The following is a 17,643-nucleotide window of genomic DNA, read 5'->3' on the forward strand; positions in this document are numbered from 1 at the left end:
TTTCCTAACAAACTCGTCAATGTCATTCAATACATAGATATCATTATGATAATATCTTTTCAATATACTGTTGATGTTGAGATTCTGGTATATCTAGTAAATCCATTACCTCATCAATTGTATAACTATGCTTCGTGATTAACTTCTTTATAAATTCAATCGTTTTATTCATCTCTCCCTCAGCATATCCTTTAATTTCACCATATTTTTCTCCTTCCATGTAACCTTCATCTCTTATCTTCTGCCAGATTTCACACATCTCTCTCTTTCCTCCTTCACTCTCTTTGTAATACCCTACCTGTTTCTTCAACACTTCATAATTCATACTCTCAACTTCTTTGCACATAAAGTCATGCATCAGTCTCCCTAGCTCAGTATCATCCTGTATTGATGCATTCACATAGATGATTTCTGTTTCATCATCAAAGCTCTCTCCATTTTCAACAATCCTTCTTCTCACATGATAGATAGGTAGATCATATCCCAATACATCTTCTTCCGTTATAAATATAACAATTGTCTTTGGAATCTCTCTCCATTTCTCATTTGGAAAGCTTAGAAATGAATCAATCAGACTCTGATGATACCTTGCCCGCTTGGGATGGGCGCCTGCTTCATCTCTCTGTACTTCGATATTGATGTAATGACCCCTATTGTCTTTAACCAATACATCAATTGTCAGTGATCTGCCAAGGAGATTCTTAAGGTCATACTGGGAATCATTCTCAATGATTTCCACATGCTCATCAAGGATAATATCCAAGAGGAGCTGAATACAATCCTGATTCTTGAAGATGATTCTCATAAAGTCATCATCGATCAGTCTAAGCGAGGCAATGAGATCATCATAGGACAAACTTTTTTCTAGAACACTTGTAGTCATAGAACACCTTCTTTCTAGGGAAGGATCTCTTATACAAAGATTATACAACAATATTTGCTTATAGTAAATAGATATAGAAAACACAAAAAGAGTCCTTAAGATCATATGTACAAAAAAACCTTCCCTACTACTTATATACGCAAAAAAATTCAATTTTTCTTTTTATTTTTGAAAAAAAAGAAATAGAATTGTTCTATTTCTTCATTCGAATTGTATATATCACTTCATCTTCTAATTCTTGTGTATCAGCAATCACTTCTACACCCGCTTGTTCTACCATTTGAATTGCTTGTTGGATTGTATTCATCGCAATTTTTAAGTTCTGAGAAATACTCTTTGTTTTTGCTTTTGGTTTTTTAGGTTCAATCTTACTCTTGATCTTCTGTTCAGTTTGTTCAACATTTAAACCTTTATCCATAATTTCTCTTAACATATTATTTTGTTTGGCTGTTGTATCAAGTTTTAACAAAGCTCTAGCATGACGTTCTGTAATATCTCTACGTCTTACTGCTTCTTGAACAGTCATTGGTAATTGTAATAGTCTTAATTTATTAGCAATTGTTGATTGTTTTTTACCAACTTTTTGAGCTAATTGTTCCTGAGTTAGATTTTGTGTATCTAATAATTGTTGATAAGCTAAAGCTTCTTCAATAGGAGATAAATTTTCTCTTTGAATATTTTCAACAATAGCTGCTGTAGCAGTCTGCTTTTCATCAAGCTCTTGAACAAGACAAGGAACTTCTTGTAAACCTGCTAATTTACATGCTCGAAATCTTCTTTCTCCTACAACAATTTGATATTTTCCTTGATATGGTCTTACTACAATAGGTTGCAATAAACCATTTTGTTGAATAGAAACAGACAATTCCTGAATCTTTTCTTTTTCAAAATGTGTTCTTGGTTGTTTTTCATTCGCTTCAAGCTTATTAATATCAATAAATTTATACATTGGTTCTTTCACAAACTTCACTCCCTCTACAATACGTTTCATATTATAACATTTTTCCTATCAAAACAAAAGAATTGTTTCATTGTAGAAAAATAAAAAGAAGGAATAATCTCCTTCTATAAATCACAGATTCCTGTTCCTTCTCCATACATTGCATACCAGTCACTATTGAAATCATCAACAGCTTTTTCAATACTTGGGTTTTTAAAGATTGTCTTTAATACATCTACTGGTGCTGTAATCGCATGTGCTCCATAATTCAATGAATCTCTCACTTGTTGAACACCCTTAAAGCTTGCTGCTATAATCTTACAATCATAACCATCCATTGTAATACGAGAAGATAATTCATTAATTAATTCCATTGGATCACTTCCTAAGTTTCCAATTCTATTGACATATGGTGCAATATAATCTGCTCCTGCTGCTAAAGCCATATAAGCTTGCATTAAATCATAAACCGCAGTTGCAGTGACATGAACACCTTCACTCTTTAAGATTTTAATTGCTTTAACTCCCTCATAAGAAACTGGTACTTTAATATAAACTTGATCATCAATTTCTGCTAAAATACGATGAGCTTCTTTAACGATTGTTTCACAATCTTTAGAAATAACTTGGATATGTAAGCTTCTATCCATTCCAATAATACTTCTAATTTCACGCATATGTTCAAAGAAGTTCTTTGGACTTGTTTTTTTAACAATTGATGGATTGCTTGTCACTCCTACAATTGGCATGTGATCTACTGCATCTTTAATTTCTTCTAAGTCTACTGTGTCAATAATAAATTCCATTTTCCTTTTCTCCTATTCAATAATTAAATTTTTTAAACCTGTAGAATAAACAATGTCATAGAAATGTTGCATTTCTTTCTTATTAAACATTTGATATTCTCCTAATCCATATTCTAAATCAACTAATGAATATTTTGATGAAGCCAATGGATTATAATTTAATAATTCATATTTAACTTCACTATCTATATTCACTAAGAATTTAGCAATGGATATTATATTGTTATCAGTTGCACTCATTAAAGGAATCAATGGTGTTCTGATAATAACCTTGTTTTTATGTTCACTTTCTAATATATATTGTATATGATTTTTTATCTTTAAGGAAGATACTCCTGTATATTCTTGATGTTTTTTCTCATCAAAGATTTTAAAATCAGCATAGATTAAATCTAAATAAGGTAAGGCTTGTTGTAACAAGTCTAATGATGTATATAAAGATGTTTCTATCGCAGTATGGATTCCTTCTTCTTTACATCTTTTGAGTATTTCAATTAAGAACGTTCCTTGCATAAAAGGTTCTCCACCTGAGAAAGTGACACCTCCACCATTTCTAAAGAAAACTTCATCTGCTTTAATTTTTTCAATAAGTTCTTCAATATCATATTCTTGACTATCATAACGAATGGCAGAAGCTGGACAGGCTTTTATCAAATTATCAAAATCACCTTGGTATTCTAAATTGAAATAAGGTCGATTATTTTGATATGTCATTTGATCAGCTTTTGCAAATTGTTCACAACGACGACAATGGATACAACTATTTTCAAAATAAATTGGACGACGTTTAGATGAAAGTCCTTCCGGATTTTGACACCATTGACAACGCAAAGGACAACCTTTAAAGAAAACTGTTGTTCGTAATCCATGACCATCATGAACAGCGAATCGTTTGATATCAAATACCAATGCTTTAGATATCTTCATATGCTGTTCTCGCAATGATTTCATCTTGAAGTTTTCCTGCCAATTCAACGAAATATGCTGTATATCCTGCTACACGAATTGTTAGTGAACGATGACGTTCTGGATGAGCTTTGGCATCTAATAAATCTTCTCGTCTAACAACATTGAATTGAATATGAGGAACTTCTAAATCGACAAAAGCTCGTAAGAAGGATTCAAACTTGTTCATTCCTGCTTCTGTTTTAAAGAATTCTGGTAAGAATTTCATATTTAATAGTCCACCATTTGTCGTAAGTGAGTTATTCAATCTAGAGACTGATTTTAAGACAGCAGTTGGACCTGATAAATCACGTCCATAAACTGGTGACATGCCTCCATCAGCTAAAGGTGTTAAAGCATTTCTTCCATCCGGTGAAGCTCCAACATTTTCTCCCATTGGTACATGGGCAGAAACAGTATACATACCTGTATGATAAGGACCTCCACGATAATTTGTATAATCTTTCATTCTTTCTCTAAAATACTCAGCCCATTTAGCTCCCATTTGATCAACCCAGGCAATATCATTTCCATACTTTGGTGCTTTATTCAACAACATTGTTTGTGTAATTTCATGACCTTTATAATCATCTTGTAAAGCAGTTAAAAGTTCCTGCCTTGAAATCATTTTTTCATCATATACAAGTTCTTTAATCGCAGACAAGGAATCAGCTAAGTTTGCAATTTGAATCATTTGTATTCCTGATAAATTATATTTAGCTCCTCCACGTGTCACATCGATTCCTTTCTCTAAACAATCATCAATGACAGTAGATAGGAATGCTGTAGGTAAACAATCTTGATGAGCTTTTTCAACAACAATTTCTGCTTTCATCATTCTTTCAATAAAATGATTAATTTGTTGCTGGAAAGCTTTTTCTAAATCTTCAAATGTTTCATATGTTTCTAAGCTTCCTAAATCTAAACCAATTTGTTCACCTGTTAGTAAACATTTTCCATGATTTAAAGTTAATTCAAGTGCCTTGTTGAAGTTAAACATTGCAGCATCACTCCAACCTAAGCTATTACCATGAGTTGTTAATTCAACACAACCGACAATTGCATAATTGAGCGCATCTTTTCTTTCAATACCTAAATCTTTCGTCATTGTTTTAACAATCGCTTCATCATTAAAGAATTGTGGCATTCCACTTCCCTTAGCAACAACTTCTATAGCTGCCTGCATCAATTCATGAGAAGAATTTTTATTTAATCTCACTGATAAATTAGGTTGAGGTAAACCAAGATGATATTGAGCTTTTAAACAAAGTAGTGACAATTCATTATAAGTATCATTGCCAAATTCATCTAGTCCTCCTAAAGCAATATTAAAACCAATTGGGAATCCTGCAAAATATTTGGCACTATGTTGATTTCTTAAATAAACAATTTCATTAAATTTTAACCATAAACATTCTAATAATTCTAAAGCATATTGATCATCAATCAATCCTTTTGCTTTATCTCTTTGATAATAAGGATATAAGTATTGATCCATTCTTCCTGGTGAGAAAGATGATGCATTAGATTCCATATGCAATATCACAAATAAGAACCATAAAGATTGAATAGCTTCATGAAATGTCACAGGTGGTCTTTTTGATAAATTCAAACAATTATTAGCTACAGTCTGTAATGATTTTTGAAGTGCTGGTTCAACGCTAGGAATCATTTCTTCAATATAATCATGATATCTTTTCATAAATGCACAAGCCCCTTCTAGAACAATGATTGTACATTCATAAAATTCTCTTTGACTCTCATCACATGTCTTTAACTTCTCTTTGGCTTTTTCCATTAATCCTTGAGGACCTAATCTTAACCAAAGTGCAGAATCCGGACAAATATGCCCTTGAGCATGATCTTTTTGATTAATCTTTACAACCTTAGCAATCGCATTAATTTCTTCACCATAATTTTGTTTAATCACATCTTCCATAGAATGACCTTGCCAATAAGGATAAATAGATTCCCTAAATTCCTTTATATCTTCATCTTTGACTAAAAATTGATCTTGAGGTCTAGTTGGAAGTGTCTCAAATTCTTGATTAATCCATGAACATCCACTTTCAGGAAAAACCACACCATAACGAACACCCTTTGTACGATTTCCTACAATCAATTCTTCTTTTTCTACACCAATTTCCATTTCTTCTAAAGCTGCACGTAATGATAAAGCTCTTTTTTTAGGAACTGATAAATCTTCATTTTCTTTGTAAACACGGGTAATGATACGAGCTTGTTCAATTGATGCATAACGTGGATCAGATAACATCTTTTCTTTTAATAACTCAATTCTTTTTGTTTGATATAAATTATCCATAAGTTCCTCCTATCTAATAATCAATCCATATTCTTCTAATATTTCTTTTCTTTTGTTTGACAACTCTTTAGAAACAATGAGACCACTAATATCATTTAAAGAAGCAAAAATATAATTACCATCTTCTTTTAACTTTCTTTCCTCACATAAAAGATAACTCTTTTGACTTTGTTCAATCACACTTTTTTTCATCATACCATCATCAATATGATAAGTAGAAAGTTTCCCATTAACTGTATCAACCCCAACAACACCTAAAAAAGATTTATCAATCTTAAATAATTTTACCATTTCTAACGCTAAGGTTCCCCAAAAACCATCACCTTCTTGATTTAATTGTCCACCAATAAATATCATTGCAATATGTTGACAATGATTAAGGATATTAAGTACATCAATCATATTCGTAATCACTGTAACTTGTAACGTGGATTCTCTTAACAATTTAGCAATTTCAAGACTTGTCAAAGAAACATCTAAAAAGATCGTATCTTGATTTTCAATCAATTCAAAAGCCTTTTTACCTATTACAATTCTTTCATCATTAGGAGTTTTCTTACGATCTTCACTATTATACAAATGCGGATTTAAACGAACACTCACTGCTCCTCCATAAGCTTTTTTCAATAATCCTTTTTTCTCTAACAAAGCCAAATCTTTACGAATACAATCTTCTGTCACTTCAAACTTTAAGCTTAAATCTTTGACTCGAACACTGCCTTCTGCATTGACTTGAGAAACAATACTTTCTTGACGTTCTTGCGCAAACACAATCATCACTCCTTTCGTATTATTTATTATTGTTTATTATTACTTCATCTTTATTATAAGTCATTATCCTTAAAAATCAAGACTTATTTCAATAATAAACAATAAAAAGATGAGATTATTTCCCATCTTTCTTATACTTTCTACCAATTGGTAGAACACAATCATGTAATAATACAATTTCATTAGATTTTGTTTCTTTAATCATCAATTTATTGACAATATAACTCTTATGAATCTGTATAAATTGATTTCTATTTAAGAGATTTATAACATGATTAAGTTGATCTCTAACTTTATATTCTCCACTCTTAGTATGAATGATAAGATAATGTCCATAAGATTCTATATAAATAATTTGACTACTTTTTATTTGAATATAAGAATATCCCATTTTAAATGTTAATATTTGTTCAATATTTGCATAAACATCTAAAATTAATTCAATCACACGTTGTAAATCTTCTGTCAAATGTTGTTTTCTTATAAAAGACAATGGATATTGTCCTAATGCAAGAAAAGCATAGTCTGATTTATCAATAATAAATATGCATGTATGTTGAGGACATTGTTTGTTTTTAAAATCAATGAAATCTTTTTCTTCTTTTATTTCTTTAAATATAATGATTGGTTTTTGAATATGTTGATAAGTTGTTTGTTTAAATTGAATAAAAGCTTGTTGTAAATGAGATTCAATACATTCTTTGATTTGTTGATCTTGAATATCAATAATTATATTAATGTTCATGTTTATTCACCATTTCAACATATTCAGCAAATCTCATTGTCTGATCTTTTAATGCTTCAATTAAATGATAAGGGTCACAAACAACAACCCCTTGTTTCATGATAAACTCTATACCCGCTAAACAATTCTCCTTTTTAAAATAAAGATTATCTGGTTGGATACTCACTAATGAACCATCTTTTAAAGTTATATTAAAGATTATAGAATGTCCTTTCTGATTCCATAACATGTAAACATTGCTATAGGATAAAGTTATTTCTTTTATATTGTCTAATGGAATCTGAATATCATAGACTTGTTCACGCTGTAAGATATTTCTTATCACCTGCTGGTATTTAGCTAGTAACCCTTGTGAACTACAATATTTAAAATAATGCTCATCAACAACAATAAATTGCCTATCTCCATAAGTAGCAGATGCAATTATAATAATTATTGTAAACATACTTAATATAAATATCCTAACATCGTTTCTAATTGATGCATTATCTTTTAAAAACGGAAAAGACACAATCTGATTAATCATCATAACTGCAAAAAAATAAATACCTGGAATACTCAAAATAGCTTCAATCATAATCCTTTTTCTACTAACCAACCGTCCTATCATGACTTCTTTTTTCATTTTATTCACCCCTTACAATGACATTATAGCTTATCTTCAACAAATAAAAACCCCTTTGTCCTAAGTCACCTTTTCATATCCTCAACAACAAAAATAGACGAGTTTTCTCGTCTATAATGGTTTCTTTTTGATTTTTCCAAATGGTCTTGGATAAGTCTTAGGTGTATTTTTAACTTTATGAATAAAGATATTAGAACGATGATCATTCTCATCAGTCAATGTAAAATCAACTTCCTTCATAACCTTTCCACCTAATTTTTCAATTCCATTTTTAGCTTCACTTAATTCTTCTTTAGCTTTTAAACCTTTCAATGTAATGAAATCACCATCTAATTTAACCAATGGTAAACATAATTCATCTAAAATATTTAATCTTGCGACTGCTCTTGCAGTAACAATATCAAATGATTCACGATGGTCAATAGCGTATTCTTCAGCTCGTGCACTAATTGCCTTGACATTGTTAAGTTCTAAAACTTTTATTAAATGATTTAAAAATGTAATACGTTTTGTAAGTGAATCAACGATTGTTATTTTTAAATCCGGATAAACAATCTTTAATGGGATAGAAGGAAAACCAGCACCAGCTCCGATATCACATAGAGATTGGTTATTTAAGATATAATCAAAGGAAATTGTTAATGAATCATAGAAATGTTTTAAATAAACATCTTCTTTATTGGTAATTGCTGTGAGATTCATTTTTTCATTCCATTCAATTAATGTTTCATAATATAATTCAAATTGTTTTAATTGTTTATTTGATAATTGTATACCTTTATCTGCTAAGGCTTTTAAGAATTGTTCTTGATTCATATATACCTCTTAATAATGTTGTTTTAAGTAAATAAGTAAGACCGAAATATCCGCTGGATTAATTCCTGAAATACGCGATGCTTGAGCTATTGTTATAGGTTTAATTTGAGATAATTTTTGTTTTGCTTCTAATGATAAGTTTAAGACATCATCATAATTAATATCACTTGGAATTTGTTTTTCTTCCATTTTCTTAACTTTTTCTACTTGTCTTTGTGCCTTATCAATATATCCTTTATATTTAATTAAAATTGTAACACGTTTTTCTTCTTCTGGAGTTAAAGTTGTTTCACCAATAAATGGTTTTAATTTTTGATAATCCATTTCTGGTCTTTGTAATAAAGCTTTTGCACTAATTCCTTCACTTAAGCGAGAAGAACCTAATGCTTCTAAAACATCATTAACCTCACTCTTTGGGGTAAAACGAATACTTTCTAAACGTTCAATCTCATCATGAATATGATCCATTTTATCCAAATAAGCTTGATAAACTTCATCACTGACAAGATGTGCATCATGTCCATATGTTCTTAAACGCTCATCAGCATTATCATGACGCAATAATAAACGATATTCTGCACGTGATGTCAACATACGATAAGGTTCTTTGGTTCCTTTAGTTACCAAATCATCAATCATAACACCAATATAAGCTTCATTACGTTTTAAAACTAATGGATCCTCATTATCTAATTTCTTAGTTGCATTAATTCCAGCAATCAATCCCTGTGCAGCAGCTTCTTCATAACCACTTGTGCCATTGATTTGACCGGCTGTAAACAAATTCTTAATTACCTTTGTTTCTAATGATGGCCATAATTGTAATGGATCAATTGCATCATATTCAATTGCATAAGCATATTTTAAAATAACACAATCTTCTAATCCAGGAATTGTACGAATCATTTTTTCTTGGATATCATGTGGCATTGAAGTTGAAAATCCTTGAACATAGATAGTATTCATTTCTTTTGATTCTGGTTCTAAGAAGATTTGATGTTGTGGTTTATCAGAAAATTTAACAATCTTATCTTCGATAGATGGACAATATCTTGGTCCAATTCCTTTGACAATACCTGAATACATACTACATTTTGATAAATTATCTCTAATAATTTGATGAGTTGTTTCATTTGTATATGTTAAATAACAAGGAGTTTGTTCTTCAATGGGTATGAATTTTGTTGTTTCATAGCTAAATGCTAGAGGTTCATCGGTTCCCGGTTGTAATTGAGTCTTTGTATAATCAACACTATTGATTTCAACACGTGGTGGTGTTCCTGTTTTTAATCTTTGAATCCTAAAACCTAGTTCTCTTAATTTATCTGAAAGAAATAATGATTGTCTTTCTTGATCTGGTCCACTAGGTGTCTTTTGATCCCCAACTAAGATTTCTGCTTTTAAATAAGTTCCAGTTGTTAAAATAACTGTCTTTCCTCCATAAACTTCGCCATTATCTAAGATAACACCCTTAACCGTATCATCCTCAATCATTAAATCCTCAACCATACCTTCAACAATATCCAAATTTTCTTGTTGTTTTAAAATATTTTGCATATAACGAGGATAAGCTTTTTTATCAGCCTGCGCACGCAATGATTGAACCCCTGGACCTTTAGCAGTATTTAACATCTTCATTTGCAAATAAGTCGCATCAGCTGTTTTTCCCATTTGCCCACCTAATGCATCAATTTCTCTTACAATAATTCCTTTGGCTGGTCCACCAATAGAAGTATTACATGGTAATGATCCAACATTTTCAAAATGTGAAGTTACCAATAAAGTTTTTTTACCAATTCTCGCTGGTGCAAGGCAAGCTTCAATTCCGGCATGTCCGCCTCCAACAACAATAACATCATACATATTTTATCACACTCCTTTATACCGCATTCATATTAGCACAAATTGATAATATTATCAATTTTAATTCATATATGTTATAATAAGTTGAGGTGAGATTATGAATCCTAAAGATATTTTAAATATGTATTATCATTTTGCTGTGGTTGGTGTGAGTCAAAATAAAGAAAAATATGGTTATAAGATTTTTAAAAGATTATTAGAGAAAAATAAACAAGTTTATGGTATATCACCAGTTTATAAAGAAATTGAAGATCATCCAATATATCCTTCATTAGAAGCGGTTGAACAACCGATTGATGTGGTTGTATTTGTTGTCAATAAAAACTATGTTTATGATTATGTTGATGAAATGGTTGGTCTAGGAATTCATTATGCTTGGATGCAGCCAGGAACTTATGATGACGAATTATTAGAATATATGAAAAATGTTGGTGTAACACCGATTTTAGCATGTGTTTTAGTTGAAACAAGTGAATAGGAGATTATATGCATATTAGATTAGCTCAAGAATCAGATTATCAAAAGATATATGAACTTGTCCAAACAGCTTTTTTAACAGCACAAGTCAGTGATGGAACAGAACAAGATTTTGTTTTAAAGTTACGTGAAGGCGATACATTTATTCCTCAGTTAGAATTTGTTGCTGAAGATAATAATGAACTGATTGGACATATTATGATGACAAAACAAAATATTCAAACACAAAATGGTATTTTAACAGGTGTTTTGGTTGCACCTCTATGTGTTAAAAAAGAATATCGGAATCAAGGAATCGGCCGTGCTTTAATAACTCATGCTCATCAATGTGCTAGACAACTAGGTTATCAAGCTGCTTTTCTTGTAGGGGATCCTCTTTATTATCATAGATTTCAATATTTCCAAACGAACAAGTTCAACATTAAAAATAATTCAGAAATCCCTGATCAATATGTTTTAGCTTGTGAACTCAATCATGACTCTTTAAAGAATATTGTTGGAGAAATAAATATTGTTGAATAACAGATGAATTTTCATCTGTTTTTATTTTGTTATGGTACACTAAAGAAAAGGGAGGTTTTGTTATGAAAACATACTTAAAATTATATTTCTTTCAATATCTACTGTTATTCTTTTGTCTATCCTTACCTGCTATGACATTATATCTTATTCCTCTTGTTCCTTTTCTTTCCATACTTTTCTTAGCTATTTATCAATATGTACGTTATTATCATCATAAATTAAATGAAGAAACCTTGAAGTTTCATACTACTATATCATTGATTGTGCTTATAGCTTTAACCATTTCACTTATTTTTTCTCGTGGATATTTGAGTTCTCCAGCATGGATTCTTTTCTATATAACGGCAATTCCTTTTGCTCCTTATTTATTTGGAGTTATTTTTATAGGAGATTATATGGTATGTTTTTTATCTATTGTTCTTATTCTTTTTTCAAATATTTTATTTATCTCTTTTTATCTTAAACCTGTTCATTACATTAAAAAGATATGCTTAATTATTTTAATAGCTGTTATTGGTATGGGAGGAAATAATTTTCTTTATCAAAACAGTCAAAGTCAAAGATATAAAGGTGGACATGATTTTGAATATATGAACGGTTATTCTAGCACTGATCTTAGTGATTATACCCCTTATGCCACTAACAGTAAGCTTGTCACTTTAAAAGAACCTAGTTCTTTTATCATTGAAAAGGAAGCTGATATGCCTATTTTAGATGGAGCAGAAGCTTGTTATCCTGTCTATAGTGCGATTGCTAAGGCGGTATATAAGGATATTGATTCCCTTGAAAGACAATATCAAATTGATTATCAATATACCAATGGTAAGATTGTAACATTTACAAATACTTCTATAGGTTATTCTCGTTTATTTAATGGTGAAATTGATATGTTCTTTGGAGCTAAACCTTCAGCATCACAACTTGAAGAAGCGAAAAGTTCAGGTGTAGAACTTGAATATACACCGATTGGAAAAGAAGCATTTGTGTTCTTTGTTAATCAAAAAAATCCAATTGATAATCTTTCAACACAACAAATTAAAGATATTTATCATGGTAGTATTACAAATTGGAAAGAAGTTGGTGGACATAATCATGATATTAGTGCTTTTCAAAGACCTGAACGTTCTGGTAGCCAGGCAATGATGAATTATTTTATGGGTGATACATCATTAAAAGAACCATTGACTTATGAAATGTTATCAGGTATGGGTGGAATTATTAATGAAGTTGCTCAATACTATAATGAGGATGGAGCAATTGGGTATACATTTAAATATTTTTTAGAGGGATTACATCAAGAAGATCATGTCAAGATACTTTCTGTTGATGGTGTTTATCCTACATCTGAGAATATAAAAGATAAGACTTATCCAATTTCTACTTATTTATATTGTGTAACTTTAAAATCAAATCAAAAAGAGAATGTCAAAAAATTAAAGAATTACTTACTTTCAAATCAAGGTCAATATATTATCGAAAAAACTGGTTATTGTAGTCTAAAATAAAAGGAGATAGTTTTTACTATCTCCAAAAGTTTGCGTTTCCACTTCCAACAGAAACAACTTCAAATTTTGTATTGTATGAAGTTCCACCACCAAAATATGATTTACCAGAACCTTCACTACCTTTAAAAATATCTACTTTGTTTCCTTTAATAGCACCACCACGGTCTACTACAATACCATAGATAGTTCCATCTGTATTAAGATTATGATTAGAAATCTTAATAACAGTTCCAAAAGGAATTGATCTATCAGCCGCTAAACAATAATATTTACGACCTTTATAATATAAATATGGTGAGTTAGAATTATTAACTCCAGTTTTTGGTGAAAGCTTAATTCCGGTAGATGAAGTTCCACCACATCCACGACAATCTCCACCATAAGTTGTTAAACGTCCAGTAAATGTTGTTCCATCACTGACTCCACCATATCTAATAACTTTATCAACTGGTTTTTCTATAATTTCTTCTTTAATTAACTTCTTATTTGTTTCTTTACCATTTGCATAAGTTAATAAATAAGTACGTTTAACTTTACCATTTTTACCTTCTTGTTCAATTGTTTTTGTCCAGCTTCCGCTGCCTTTTGTAACTGTTGAGTATTCTAATGTTTCAATTTGAGTTTTTGTTTTTGTTTCAACTCTTGTAATCTTAATAAGATCATTTTGTTGGACAACTTCTTCTTTATCTTTATTTAAAGTATCATTCTTGTCTAACTCAATATTTAATTCATTTAAAACATTTGATACTGTGTCCTGCTTTACTAAATAGTCCTTTTCTTCTTGAATACCATCTTTTAATTTGATATCCACAGTTGGAATAAAATTCTTAATTTGATTAACGGCTCCAGATGTTACTGTTGCTAACATAACAACAACATAAACACAAGCCACTGCTAAAATACCCTTTGTTCGGCTGTTAGCCGAGACAACGATTTCCTTAGCTTTTTTTAACATAATAATAATCCTCCTTATTTAATCCCAAACATTCTTTTGGCATTAAATGTTGTGATTCTAGCAACGTCTTCTATCTCCATGTTCTTTAGCTTTGCTATTTCCTGGGCAATATACACAACATTTGCTGGCTCATTCAACTTCCCTCGAAATGGGTGAGGTGTTAAATAAGGACAGTCTGTTTCGATCATTAAATGATCAATACCAATTGTCGTAGCAACCTCTTTAGGTACTCTTGCATTCTTAAATGTCACTGGTCCAGCTAGCGATATTTCAAACCCAATGTCTACATATCTCTTTGCCATTTCAACTGATCCACTATAACAATGCATTATGCCACGATGTGCTGCATGACTTAAGATACTATAAGTATCTTCATAGGCGTCTCTTGCATGAATAACAATAGGTTTATCATGTTTTTTTGCAATATCTATCTGTTTTAAGAAGATATCTTTTTGTTTATCACGAGGAACTTCATCCCAGTAATAATCAAGCCCAATTTCGCCTAAGGCAACAACACGCGGGTCTTGAAGTAAGACTTCAATTTCATTTAAATCTTCATCGGTTGTATCTTTGCAATCATTAGGACTAATTCCTACTGTTGCATAGATAAATGGGTATTCATGAGCAATCCCTACAGCTCGTTTTGAAGAAGATAAATCATATCCAGCAACCACAATATATTCAACTTCATTTTCTAATGCATGTGCAATAAATTGTGCTCTATTAAAATATAATTCATCGCTATTTAAATGTGTATGTGTATTGAAGTACATCTCTCTCACCCTAGGGCATAATATCAAATTTTTTTACCTTTGTCAAATTTCTAAATTAATAAAATAGAAATTAAGTTGTTGTAATCGACATTTTTCATCATTTTGTTAATATAAGACCCATACTTATTTGTCAATTTAACAAATTATTATCATATCTTTTTCACATTTTCTATCAAAATAAAGAATTCATCTAAGATTGTAGACAATCATTAAAATCACAGACATTCTGTATATAGTATGTCTATTTCACAGTTTTATAATCAAAAATGCCTACTATAAAAAGAAAAAAGGAGTTGATAAGCTCAACTCCATTCTATAAATTAACCTTTAAAATCAAATTGTGTAAACACATCACTGACTGGTAAATTATTTTCAATACTTTCAATTGTATGTGCTAATAATTCAGCAACACTGATTTCTACTAATCTATCAAACTTCTTAGATTCAGGAATATTAATTGTATCAGTAACAACAATTTCTTTAGCTACACAAGCTTTCAATCTATCAATTGCTGGTCCTGATAAAACACCATGAGTACATGCAATATAAACATCTTTTGCACCTTTTTCTTTTAAGACACTAGCTCCAGCAACAATTGTACCAGCTGTATCAATCATATCATCAACTAAAATACAATTTTTACCTGCAACATCACCAATAATTCCCATAACTTCAGCAACGTTTGGTTTAGGTCTTCTTTTATCAATAATTGCAATTGGACAATCCAATGCTTCAGACATTTTTCTAGCACGTGTTGCTCCCCCATGATCTGGTGAAACAATACATAAATCATCAATATTTTTATTTTTGAAATATTTACAAATAAGAGGTAAAGCTTCCATTTCATCAACAGGAATATCAAAGAATCCTTGGATTTGACGAGCATGTAAGTCTACAGTTACAACTCTATTTACCCCAGCTACTGTTAATAAATCAGCAACTAAACGAGATGTAATAGGTTGTCTAGGTTTTGCTTTTCTATCTTGTCTTGCATATCCAAAATATGGAATAACAGCTGTAATTTCTTTAGCAGAAGCTCTTTTTAAAGCATCAGCTAATACTAAGACTTCCATTAAGTTTTCTGTAACTGGATTAGATGTAGATTGAACAATAAATACATCTTTTCCTCTCACTGATTCACCAATTTCTACTAAAATTTCACCATCAGCGAAATGATGAACATCACATTTACCAACTTTCGTACCTAAAATATCAGCAATTGAATTTGCTAAGTCTTGATTAGATGACAAAGCAAAAATAGTTATATTGTTTTTCATGTTTTACCTCTTTTTCTCCTTATTTTTTATTCTTTCTTTTTTCGTATTCTTTCATTCTGATTTCTTCTAAGACTTTACTATAACCTTGTTTATTCACTTGTCTTGCTCTTGCAATTGCCATTGCATCTTCTTCTACTTCTTTAGTAATTGTAGAACCAGCTGCAATATAAGCATTCTTTCTAACTGTTACTGGTGCAACTAAGTTTGTATTACATCCAATAAAGACATGATCTTCAATCTTTGTTAAAGATTTATTCTTACCATCATAGTTAGATGTAATTGTTCCACATCCAAAGTTAACATCTTCACCAACTTCAGCATCACCAACATATGTTAAGTGTGAAGCCTTACTACCTTTACCAAAAATAGCCTTTTTCATTTCTACGAAGTTTCCTAAGTGGGCATTTTCTCCAATATGACAATTTGTTCTTAGTCTTGCATAAGGTCCAATATCAGCACCATTTTCAATGATTGAATCACTTAACACTGAAAATTTAATTTCAACATTGTCTTTAATTTCCATATTGGTAAATTCACAATATGGTCCAATATGACAATTGTTACCAATTACTGTTTTTCCTTTAATAATACACCCTGGTTCGATTGTTGTATCAACACCAATCACTACATCTCTACCAATATAAGTATTGCTAGGATCAACAATATTTACACCATTTAATAAATGTTCTCTATTAATACGATCTCTTAAGATTTGTGTTGCCTCTGCTAATGCTAAACGATCATTAATTCCACCAACTTCATTGAAATCATCAATCTTATAAGCATCCACTCTTAATCCTTGTCCATCCATAATTCCAATGACATCAGTCACATAATACTCATTTTGAGCATTTTGATTTGTCACCTTTGATAACGCATTAAATAAAGCTTGATTATCAAAACAATATTCTCCTGTATTCATTTCTGTAATATCCCTTTGACAATCTAACAAATCTTTAAATTCTACAATACCTTTTACTTGTCCATCTTCTTTAATAACACGACCATAATGAGTTGATGTATCACAATCAGCACTCATAATAGTTGCTTGATTTTGATGTTCTTGATGATAATCAATAAATCCTTGTAAAGTTTCTTTACGAATTAATGGTGCATCACCATTTAATACTAAAGTCAATCCTTCTTTATCGCCAAGAATATCTTTTGCTTGTAAAACTGCATGACCAGTTCCCAATTGTTCTTTTTGATGAACAAAAGTAACACCTTCAACAATAGCTTCAACTTGCTCTGCTCCATGACCAACAACAACTATCGTTTCATCCACACCTAAAGCTTTTAATTCATCAACAACATGATTAATCATTGGCTTGTATAAAACTTCATGAACGACCTTTGGTTTCTCAGACTTCATGCGAGTTCCCTTACCAGCCGCTAATACGACAGCATACTTTTTCAT

Annotated in this window: 17 protein-coding genes; 3 read left to right on the forward strand and 14 right to left on the reverse strand. The window is 30.7% G+C overall.

Translation table 11 applies throughout. The features are described 5' to 3' along the window. Positions 1–43: 43 nt before the first annotated feature. The 10 genes from EDD60_RS09130 to mnmG all read right to left on the reverse strand — a co-directional run bounded on the left by EDD60_RS09130 (position 44) and on the right by mnmG (position 10,717). Complete coding sequence (locus tag EDD60_RS09130; protein WP_132226381.1) at positions 44–883, reverse strand: PD-(D/E)XK nuclease family transposase; 840 nt, start codon at positions 881–883, stop codon at positions 44–46. A 193-nt stretch (positions 884–1,076) separates the two neighbouring features. Continuing rightward, positions 1,077–1,844 (reverse strand): nucleoid occlusion protein, encoded by a 768-nt coding sequence (gene noc / locus EDD60_RS09135; RefSeq protein WP_066451116.1) that lies wholly within the window; start codon positions 1,842–1,844, stop codon positions 1,077–1,079. A gap of 104 nt (positions 1,845–1,948) precedes the next feature. Beyond that, positions 1,949–2,629, reverse strand: a complete 681-nt coding sequence (locus EDD60_RS09140; RefSeq protein ID WP_066451017.1) for a fructose-6-phosphate aldolase — start codon at positions 2,627–2,629, stop codon at positions 1,949–1,951. 12 nt (positions 2,630–2,641) lie between these two features. After that, positions 2,642–3,580 carry a glycyl-radical enzyme activating protein gene (locus tag EDD60_RS09145; protein ID WP_066451020.1) on the reverse strand — a complete coding sequence of 313 codons (939 nt, stop codon included), beginning with the start codon at positions 3,578–3,580 and terminating at the stop codon, positions 2,642–2,644. After that, a complete protein-coding gene (locus tag EDD60_RS09150; protein ID WP_066451024.1) occupies positions 3,543–5,897 on the reverse strand; it encodes a glycyl radical protein in 2,355 nt (784 codons plus the stop codon). Before EDD60_RS09150 ends, EDD60_RS09145 begins: the two co-directional genes overlap by 38 nt. Before the next feature lie 9 nt (positions 5,898–5,906). Next, positions 5,907–6,668, reverse strand: a complete 762-nt coding sequence (locus EDD60_RS09155) for a DeoR/GlpR family DNA-binding transcription regulator (protein WP_066451029.1) — start codon at positions 6,666–6,668, stop codon at positions 5,907–5,909. Positions 6,669–6,783: 115 nt separating this feature from the next. Next, complete coding sequence (locus EDD60_RS09160; protein ID WP_066451037.1) at positions 6,784–7,413, reverse strand: LytR/AlgR family response regulator transcription factor; 630 nt, start codon at positions 7,411–7,413, stop codon at positions 6,784–6,786. Beyond that, positions 7,403–8,038, reverse strand: a complete 636-nt coding sequence (locus EDD60_RS09165; protein ID WP_066451040.1) for a hypothetical protein — start codon at positions 8,036–8,038, stop codon at positions 7,403–7,405. Before EDD60_RS09165 ends, EDD60_RS09160 begins: the two co-directional genes overlap by 11 nt. A 111-nt stretch (positions 8,039–8,149) precedes the next feature. Further along, on the reverse strand, positions 8,150–8,854 hold the full coding sequence (gene rsmG, locus EDD60_RS09170) for a 16S rRNA (guanine(527)-N(7))-methyltransferase RsmG (RefSeq protein WP_066451042.1): 705 nt from the start codon (positions 8,852–8,854) through the stop codon (positions 8,150–8,152). Positions 8,855–8,863: 9 nt separating this feature from the next. Further along, positions 8,864–10,717 (reverse strand): tRNA uridine-5-carboxymethylaminomethyl(34) synthesis enzyme MnmG, encoded by a 1,854-nt coding sequence (gene mnmG / locus EDD60_RS09175; RefSeq protein WP_066451043.1) that lies wholly within the window; start codon positions 10,715–10,717, stop codon positions 8,864–8,866. A gap of 97 nt (positions 10,718–10,814) precedes the next feature. Here mnmG and EDD60_RS09180 point away from each other — a divergent pair, with 97 nt between their 5' ends. The 3 genes from EDD60_RS09180 to EDD60_RS09190 all read left to right on the forward strand — a co-directional run bounded on the left by EDD60_RS09180 (position 10,815) and on the right by EDD60_RS09190 (position 13,221). Then, on the forward strand, positions 10,815–11,195 hold the full coding sequence (locus EDD60_RS09180; RefSeq protein WP_066451045.1) for a CoA-binding protein: 381 nt from the start codon (positions 10,815–10,817) through the stop codon (positions 11,193–11,195). A gap of 8 nt (positions 11,196–11,203) precedes the next feature. Further along, positions 11,204–11,716, forward strand: coding sequence for a GNAT family N-acetyltransferase (locus tag EDD60_RS09185; protein ID WP_066451048.1), 513 nt, complete (start codon positions 11,204–11,206; stop codon positions 11,714–11,716). Positions 11,717–11,778: 62 nt separating this feature from the next. Next, complete coding sequence (locus EDD60_RS09190) at positions 11,779–13,221, forward strand: PstS family phosphate ABC transporter substrate-binding protein (RefSeq protein WP_066451050.1); 1,443 nt, start codon at positions 11,779–11,781, stop codon at positions 13,219–13,221. A 16-nt stretch (positions 13,222–13,237) separates the two neighbouring features. Here the strand turns inward: EDD60_RS09190 and EDD60_RS09195 are convergent, their stop codons facing one another. The 4 genes from EDD60_RS09195 to glmU all read right to left on the reverse strand — a co-directional run bounded on the left by EDD60_RS09195 (position 13,238) and on the right by glmU (position 17,643). Then, complete coding sequence (locus EDD60_RS09195) at positions 13,238–14,176, reverse strand: G5 domain-containing protein (protein WP_066451052.1); 939 nt, start codon at positions 14,174–14,176, stop codon at positions 13,238–13,240. A gap of 14 nt (positions 14,177–14,190) precedes the next feature. After that, positions 14,191–14,949, reverse strand: a complete 759-nt coding sequence (locus EDD60_RS09200; protein ID WP_066451055.1) for a TatD family hydrolase — start codon at positions 14,947–14,949, stop codon at positions 14,191–14,193. A 320-nt stretch (positions 14,950–15,269) separates the two neighbouring features. Then, on the reverse strand, positions 15,270–16,226 hold the full coding sequence (locus tag EDD60_RS09205) for a ribose-phosphate diphosphokinase (protein WP_066451057.1): 957 nt from the start codon (positions 16,224–16,226) through the stop codon (positions 15,270–15,272). 19 nt (positions 16,227–16,245) lie between these two features. After that, positions 16,246–17,643 carry a bifunctional UDP-N-acetylglucosamine diphosphorylase/glucosamine-1-phosphate N-acetyltransferase GlmU gene (gene glmU / locus EDD60_RS09210; RefSeq protein WP_066451060.1) on the reverse strand — a complete coding sequence of 466 codons (1,398 nt, stop codon included), beginning with the start codon at positions 17,641–17,643 and terminating at the stop codon, positions 16,246–16,248.

Source organism: Longibaculum muris (assembly GCF_004343035.1).
Taxonomy (GTDB): Bacteria; Bacillota_I; Bacilli_A; order Erysipelotrichales; family Coprobacillaceae; genus Longibaculum; species Longibaculum muris.

Bases quoted from the DNA above. Each gene is read 5' to 3' on its own strand.
- EDD60_RS09130 (WP_132226381.1), bottom strand. From the start codon at position 883: ATGACTACAAGTGTTCTAGAAAAAAGTTTGTCCTATGATGATCTCATT.
- EDD60_RS09140 (WP_066451017.1), bottom strand. From the start codon at position 2,629: ATGGAATTTATTATTGACACAGTAGACTTAGAAGAAATTAAAGATGCA.
- EDD60_RS09145 (WP_066451020.1), bottom strand. From the start codon at position 3,580: ATGAAATCATTGCGAGAACAGCATATGAAGATATCTAAAGCATTGGTA.
- EDD60_RS09150 (WP_066451024.1), bottom strand. From the start codon at position 5,897: ATGGATAATTTATATCAAACAAAAAGAATTGAGTTATTAAAAGAAAAG.
- EDD60_RS09160 (WP_066451037.1), bottom strand. From the start codon at position 7,413: ATGAACATTAATATAATTATTGATATTCAAGATCAACAAATCAAAGAA.
- EDD60_RS09165 (WP_066451040.1), bottom strand. From the start codon at position 8,038: ATGAAAAAAGAAGTCATGATAGGACGGTTGGTTAGTAGAAAAAGGATT.
- rsmG (WP_066451042.1), bottom strand. From the start codon at position 8,854: ATGAATCAAGAACAATTCTTAAAAGCCTTAGCAGATAAAGGTATACAA.
- mnmG (WP_066451043.1), bottom strand. From the start codon at position 10,717: ATGTATGATGTTATTGTTGTTGGAGGCGGACATGCCGGAATTGAAGCT.
- EDD60_RS09180 (WP_066451045.1), top strand. From the start codon at position 10,815: ATGAATCCTAAAGATATTTTAAATATGTATTATCATTTTGCTGTGGTT.
- EDD60_RS09185 (WP_066451048.1), top strand. From the start codon at position 11,204: ATGCATATTAGATTAGCTCAAGAATCAGATTATCAAAAGATATATGAA.
- EDD60_RS09190 (WP_066451050.1), top strand. From the start codon at position 11,779: ATGAAAACATACTTAAAATTATATTTCTTTCAATATCTACTGTTATTC.
- EDD60_RS09195 (WP_066451052.1), bottom strand. From the start codon at position 14,176: ATGTTAAAAAAAGCTAAGGAAATCGTTGTCTCGGCTAACAGCCGAACA.
- EDD60_RS09200 (WP_066451055.1), bottom strand. From the start codon at position 14,949: ATGTACTTCAATACACATACACATTTAAATAGCGATGAATTATATTTT.
- EDD60_RS09205 (WP_066451057.1), bottom strand. From the start codon at position 16,226: ATGAAAAACAATATAACTATTTTTGCTTTGTCATCTAATCAAGACTTA.
- glmU (WP_066451060.1), bottom strand. From the start codon at position 17,643: ATGAAAAAGTATGCTGTCGTATTAGCGGCTGGTAAGGGAACTCGCATG.